This window comes from Bacteroidia bacterium (genome assembly GCA_025056095.1).
In the GTDB taxonomy this organism is placed as follows: Bacteria; Bacteroidota; Bacteroidia; order JANWVE01; family JANWVE01; genus JANWVE01.
The window spans coordinates 1-6514 of sequence record JANWVW010000161.1; the positions used below are offsets into that span (position 1 = coordinate 1).

Consider the following 6514-nt stretch of genomic DNA (forward strand, 5'->3'; position numbering starts at 1 on the left):
GCGTTAGCGAAGCACCGAAGCGAAGCGTAGTGCGGAATGCCCCGACCCTTGCGCAGCAAGGGGCACGCCCAAAAAATTAAAATCATTACCTCTTTTGTAAAAACCATCAAGCCAATACTTAATTTTGTAGAACCTTTCCAAAAATGCAGATTATTCCTTCGTTGTTTTTAAGCCTTTTCATGGCATTGAACTTATGCATGACCTACTCTCAATCTCTGTCCTGGCAAGATGCACACACTTTTTTGATAAACATGCAATACCAACGCTTGTACCAATTTTTGCCATATATCAAAAACACTCCCGAAGACAAAGCTATCGCAGAATATATTGTATTTCATAGCTATGTAATTCAATGTTTGTTAGTTCATCCTCAAAGATATGAGCATAAAGTCAAATACTACTACGAAAACGTCCAATACTATTGCGAAAAACTTCCTGAAAGCAGCCCATACAAAGAGTACTTAATAGGCGAAATGGACTGTGAAATGGCAATACTCTACATTCAACAAAAAAATTATTGGTCTGCTATACGAAAAGTAAGGACAGGATATCAAAAGTTAGTAGATTGTGTAAAAAAATTTCCTCACTTTTATGAACCTTACAAAACTTTAGGTATTTTGCACACTGCTATCGGTAACATTCCTCAAGAATATGCTTGGATAGTACATGCATTAGGATTAAAAGGTACTATTCCACAAGGCGAAAAAGAACTATTGCTTTGTATTGAAAAAAGTAACCTCCAACAAGTAGAAGCGCAGTTAGCTTACGCATATTTATGCGTGAATATATTTTTTAAGCGTGAAAAAGCCTTTAAAATTGCCACTCAAATGCCTCTAAACTATCCCGAAAGTCCTTTTATTGCTGCGGTTTGCGCCCTGATATGCACCAAGCTCAATCAAGATGAAGCAGGAGCATACATAATTGAAAATCTCAAAAGGCTTAACCAAAATGCAGAATACTTTCAATTTGCTTTTACAGAATACTTGATGGCAGAGTATGCCTTACATCAAAATAACTTTGAGCAAGCAGCTATGCACTATCAATCTTACATAGAAAAAGTTCAAAATAATGTATTTCAAGCAGATAGCTATTTCAAAATAGGTTTGTGCTATGAACTTCAAGGTTACCGCACAGATGCTGTCAAGTATTATCAAAAATGTGTGTTACTAACTGGTATTGACCAAGAAGAAGATAAACAAGCCCAAAAATACGCCCATCAACTGCTTAAAAGACCTCTCAATAGCATTGAAAGAAATTTGCGCATAGCTCGTAACTATACAGATGGTGGATACTATGAGCAGGCTATCCGACAAATAGCGTTTTATGAAAAAATACTCTCGTACTATTCCTCTTTTGAGCAATTAGAATGGTACTACCGCATGGCAAGAATATATCATGCACAGAAAAATTGGGACAAAGCTTTGCTTTACTATAAAAAGGCTACACAAATACGACTTAGCCCAACTTCTTGGATGGAAGCTTTTTCTTGGTATTATATGGGAACCATCTATGAACTACAAAAAAATACATCCGATGCTAGAGCATGCTATCAAAAGGCTTTGAGCTATCAAAATTATGAATACCGCAACAGTTTAGAAAGAAGGACAAAAGCTGCGCTACAAAGAGTGAAGGAATAGCTACTCTACAATTTTTGCATCTTCTACATTGTTGTTGTTAGTATTTTTTTTTGGTTCTGCGGGTTTGTTTTCAGGTAAAGAGTTGCCTGCGTTTTCAATATTTTCTTGAATTTCTTGGGAAGCTTTTCTGAACTCTCTCATGCCTTGACCTAATCCTCGGGCTAGTTCGGGAATTTTCTTTGCTCCAAAAAATATCAAAATGACCAATAAGATGAGAATTATTTCACCTCCGCCCAAGTTAAGAAACAACAAACTCATACAGCAAAAGTACAAAATATTTCTCAATATTTGCCTGTAAAAATGGCACGTAAAAAGTGGCTTTGTTTTGTAGCTCATTTTATTTATGCATCAGTAAGTATTTTAGTTGCATTTTCTTACGTAAGTCAATACATCAGTCCTTTACAGGGAAGTATTTTTTATTTGTTTTCTTTGGTGGTTTGGTACATTCAGTTGGGAGCTTGGATAATTTTGATATGGGCGGCATTGCAAAAGCAAACTACTTGGATGCTTGTGTTTTTATTGCTGCAAGTAGTAGGGATACGGAATTATAGGGTTACTTATGCTTTTAGGTTTTCAGAAAAAACAGTTGACCAAGCTTTGAAAGTAGTAACATACAATGTAAAAAACTTTGAGCTAGGCACAGAAGCACTACTTGAAGAAATTGCCGCGCAGCAAGCGGACATTGTTTGCTTGCAAGAAGTATGGGACTATAAGCGTATATATAATTCAACCTATAATTTTCCCAATCCTTTGCAGTACTTACAAAGATCAGCTCATTTGCCGTATTTGTTTTTTTATCCCCGTATTCAGGAAAATTTTGGCTTAGCGATACTGTCAAAATATCCTATTATTCAAAAAGGGACTATTCCCTTTAAGAGTAACGGCATAAATGGCATGATGTACGTTGATATTATATATAAAAACACTAAACTGCGAGTTTATAACGTTCATTTGCAGTCTATCAATCTTATGTACAATCCAAAATATGAGCATGAAATAGGAAAAATCAAATATGATACACCTGACAAAAGGCGTTATTTGTTACAGCAGCTTATCAAAAGTTCCATTAAGCGGACGTATCAATTAGAGTTACTATTACAATCTATACGATCTTGTCAACATCCTGTTGTTGTAGCGGGGGATTTTAATAGCACTCCTTATTCACATTTGTATTGGAAGATGACGAGAGATTTGCAAGATAATTTCATTATGTCAGGTAAAGGATTGGGCTATACTTTTGATAAGTATCCTCTTCGGATAGATTACATTTTTTCTGACAGAAGACTCAAGCCCGCACAAACTTTTACCTACAAAACTCCATACTCTGACCATAGTATGGTAGTGAGTTACATGTACTTAGTTTGAATTTATTATCAGGTTACTTCAAAAATATTTGACGTGCCCCTTGCTGACGCAACAAGGGGCTGGGTATTGCGCATGTAGCCCGAAGCACACCGCTCTTGTGGACAAAAGCCCACAAGGACATGCCAAAAAAATTAAAATCTAACCCTGGTCTAAAACAAAATGCGCTTATTACAAAAGCTTCAAGCAAAATATTTGCTACTTTTGCAAAATAAAAGAAAGTATGAAGTCTTTTTTGATTCTGTTGAGCATAGGAATTAGCTATTTTGCTCTAGGACAGATTGGACTCGCAGGTAAATTCAAAGTAGAGAAAAAAAGTCAAAGCACACAACTAGTGCCAGGTAAGTACAAAGTATTAGGAATTGCCGTAGAAGGTACACAATTAGCGAATAAAGAAGAGCTGATCAGATTAGCCAAAATAGATATTGGAGATGAAATTACTTTGCCCTACGGACTAGAAATAGTAGATGCTATGAGAGCTATGTGGAAAGCTGAACTCTTTTCCGACATCAAAATAGAAGCGGAACAATTTACGCCGCCCACCTTCGCAAGTCCTGGTACTATCTACTTGACCTACAAGGTAAAAGAACAAACTCGTCTGTCTAGATATACTTTCAAAGGAATTAGCAAGTCTGACCAAGATGATTTGAAAGAGAAATTGGGTTTGTCAAGAGGTACAGTAATTACACCTGCTAAATTAGACATGGTTCACAGAAAAATAGAAAAATTCTATCACGAAAAAGGTTTTATGAATGTACAAATTAAAGTTACGCTGCAACCTGATTCTATTTTGCGTAATAGCGAAAAAATGATTATTAGCATCAAGAAAGGTAAAAGGGTACGAGTAAAAGAAGTTATTTTTTTGCATGCAGATTCTATCAAACACTCTAAACTTCGTAGAAAAATAAAGAACAAATCCCAACAAGGCTTTTTTTCATTTTTATCTAATACTAAGTTCAAACCTGATGAACTTAAAAACGATTATGGGCGAATAGAGGAATTTTACAATACTCGCGGTTTTAGAGATGCCAAAGTCTTAAAAGATAGCGTTTATACGATTGATGAAAAGCATGTAGGAATTGTTTTTACTGTGTATGAAGGGCGTAAATACTATTTTAGAAATATCACTTGGGTAGGCAACTACAAGTACAGCGATTCTACCTTAAATGCTATTCTCAAAATAAAGAAAGGCGATGTATATGATAGAAAGCTTTTAGAAGAGAAGCTAAATTACAATCCCAATGGTACGGATATTAGTTCATTATACATGGATGACGGCTATTTATTTTTTAACGTTGAACCTATTGAGGTAAAAGTAGAGGGTGATTCGATTGATATTGAAATGAGAGTATTTGAAGGTACGCAAGCAGAAATTGCTAATGTTAGTATTGAAGGAAATACCAAAACAAATGACAGAGTAATCATCAGGGAACTTTTTACTCAACCTGGGCAAAAGTTCTCTCGTTCTGATTTGATACGTAGCCAAAGAGAGTTAGCTAATTTAGGAGTATTCAATCCTGAAAAAATTAATCCTGTTCCTGTTCCTGACCCTGACAAGGGAACGGTAGATATCATATACAAGGTAGAGGAGCGCCCTTCGGACCAAATACAACTGCAAGGTGGTTGGGGAGGACAGCTGGGAGTAGTAGGCACAGTGGCGCTTATCCTCAATAATCTTTCTACGAAAAAATTTTTTAAGGCTGAGTCCTGGCAGCCTATTCCTTCGGGCGATTTACAGCGATTATCTATCAATGTACAAGCTAATGGTAGACCTTTTCAAAGCTATTCTTTATCTTTTACAGAACCTTGGTTGGGGGGAAGACAGCCTAATAATCTTACGGTTACTACGTACTACTCTGTGCAACAGAATTTTAGAAACCAAGACCCTTTCTTTATCAAAATTTGGGGAAATGCAGTAGATTTTGGGCGCAGGTTAAAAGTTCCTGATAACTTTTTTGTATATAATGCAGCTGTTAGCTACCAACTGTTTAATCTTAAAAATGCAGGCGGTTTTTTTGGGATCAATACAGGGCGGATAAACTTATTGAGCTTCAAGCAAACGATTAGCCGTAATTCAATTGACCAGCCTATTTATCCACGTTCAGGTTCATTAGTTGCTTTCAGTTTAGATCTTACTCCACCGTTTTCTATTCTCACAGGTAAAACTACCGCAGAGCAGCGCTTCAAATGGGCAGAGTATCATAAGTGGAAGTTTGATTTTTCTTGGTATATAAAAATAGTAGACAATCTAGTTTTAGCCCCCAAAGCACGATTTGGATTCTTAGGTTGGTACAATATTAAAAATGGTATCCCCGTAGTGCAGCGATTTTTTGTTGGTGGAGATGGTATTACAGGATTTAACCTTGATGGTAGGGAAATTATCGGATTGAGAGGATATTCTAATGGTAGCATATATGCCCAAGGTTCGGATTTAAGTATTCAAGGTGGCATAATTTATGATAAATTCACTTTGGAACTGCGCTATCCAATTAGTTTGCAACCTACGGCTACGCTCTATGTACTTAGCTTTTTGGAAGCAGGGAATAATTGGAATAGAATTAGCTCGTTCAACCCTTTTGAGGTCTATCGCTCAGGAGGGTTTGGAGTGAGGGTATTCTTACCTATGTTTGGTCAGTTAGGGCTAGATTGGGGCTATCGATTCGATGATGTATTTATTTCACCGGGGATGCAGCGCAGCCAGTTTCATTTTTCAATTGGACAAACTTTTTAATTTTGGATATGCGGTACATTGCAAAATATATCACAGTAATATCTTTACTTGGGTTAGTATTCGTTCACAGTAGTTTTGCCCAAAAAATAGGCTACGTAGACGCCCAAGGACTTTTAGAGCGTTTGCCTGAATATAAAGATATTCAGAACAGCATAGATGCGCTTTCTAAACAATGGAAAAATGAATTAGAAGCTAAACGCAAAGAGATAGATAAGCTATTTGAAGCTTATCGCACCGAAGAGCCCCTATTAACTCCTGAACTTAAAAAGAAAAAGCAAGATGAAATTGCAGCCAAAGAAAAAGAAGCCAAAGAATTTTTTGCTAAAAAATTCGGTTCAAATGGTGAGTTATTCATGCAAAGACAAGAAAAGATTAAGCCTTTACAAGACAAACTTTACGATGCTATCAAAGCAGTAGCTGATGAGAAGGGATATGACATTATTTTAGATTTATCTGGCAATTCAAGCATTATCTATACGAATAATAGACACAATATCACAGATGCTGTTGCGGCTAAATTAGGTACTAAGTAGCTGAATTTCTTAGCCATTAAAGTTAATTTTTAATTTTTTGGGCGTGCCCGTGTGGGCATTTCGCTTGCGCTCATGCCCACACGGTCGGCGTGCTACGGGCTACGCTATCGCTTCGGTGCTGCGCTGCGCTACGCACTGGGCTAACGCCCACCCTCCGCATGCCTCACGCAAAGGATCTCTGAATCCATCGTTTCTTTGTTTCATATACCAAGTTTTAGCTTGTAAGTACTTGTACTTCAAGCTCAAACAAG

At 36.9% G+C, this 6514-nt stretch carries 6 protein-coding genes; 5 read left to right on the forward strand and 1 reads right to left on the reverse strand.

Features of this window, described 5'->3' with window-relative positions; translation table 11 throughout:
* The first annotated feature begins 179 nt into the window (after positions 1 to 179).
* A complete protein-coding gene (locus NZ519_10680) occupies positions 180 to 1637 on the forward strand; it encodes a tetratricopeptide repeat protein (protein ID MCS7029214.1) in 1458 nt (485 codons plus the stop codon).
* On the opposite strand, the gene NZ519_10685 is transcribed toward NZ519_10680, so the two are convergent.
* Positions 1638 to 1895: a twin-arginine translocase TatA/TatE family subunit gene (locus NZ519_10685; GenBank protein MCS7029215.1), complete on the reverse strand. Its 258-nt coding sequence runs from the start codon at positions 1893 to 1895 to the stop codon at positions 1638 to 1640.
* 42 nt (positions 1896 to 1937) lie between these two features.
* Between NZ519_10685 and NZ519_10690 the strand changes: the two genes are divergently transcribed.
* The 4 genes from NZ519_10690 to NZ519_10705 form a co-directional block, all read left to right on the forward strand.
* Positions 1938 to 3002, forward strand: a complete 1065-nt coding sequence (locus tag NZ519_10690; GenBank protein ID MCS7029216.1) for an endonuclease/exonuclease/phosphatase family protein — start codon at positions 1938 to 1940, stop codon at positions 3000 to 3002.
* A gap of 241 nt (positions 3003 to 3243) precedes the next feature.
* On the forward strand, positions 3244 to 5730 hold the full coding sequence (gene bamA, locus NZ519_10695; protein ID MCS7029217.1) for an outer membrane protein assembly factor BamA: 2487 nt from the start codon (positions 3244 to 3246) through the stop codon (positions 5728 to 5730).
* Between the two features lie 8 nt (positions 5731 to 5738).
* Positions 5739 to 6263 (forward strand): OmpH family outer membrane protein, encoded by a 525-nt coding sequence (locus NZ519_10700; protein MCS7029218.1) that lies wholly within the window; start codon positions 5739 to 5741, stop codon positions 6261 to 6263.
* A gap of 43 nt (positions 6264 to 6306) precedes the next feature.
* Positions 6307 to 6514: hypothetical protein (locus NZ519_10705; protein MCS7029219.1), on the forward strand; the 208-nt coding region annotated here is incomplete at its 3' end.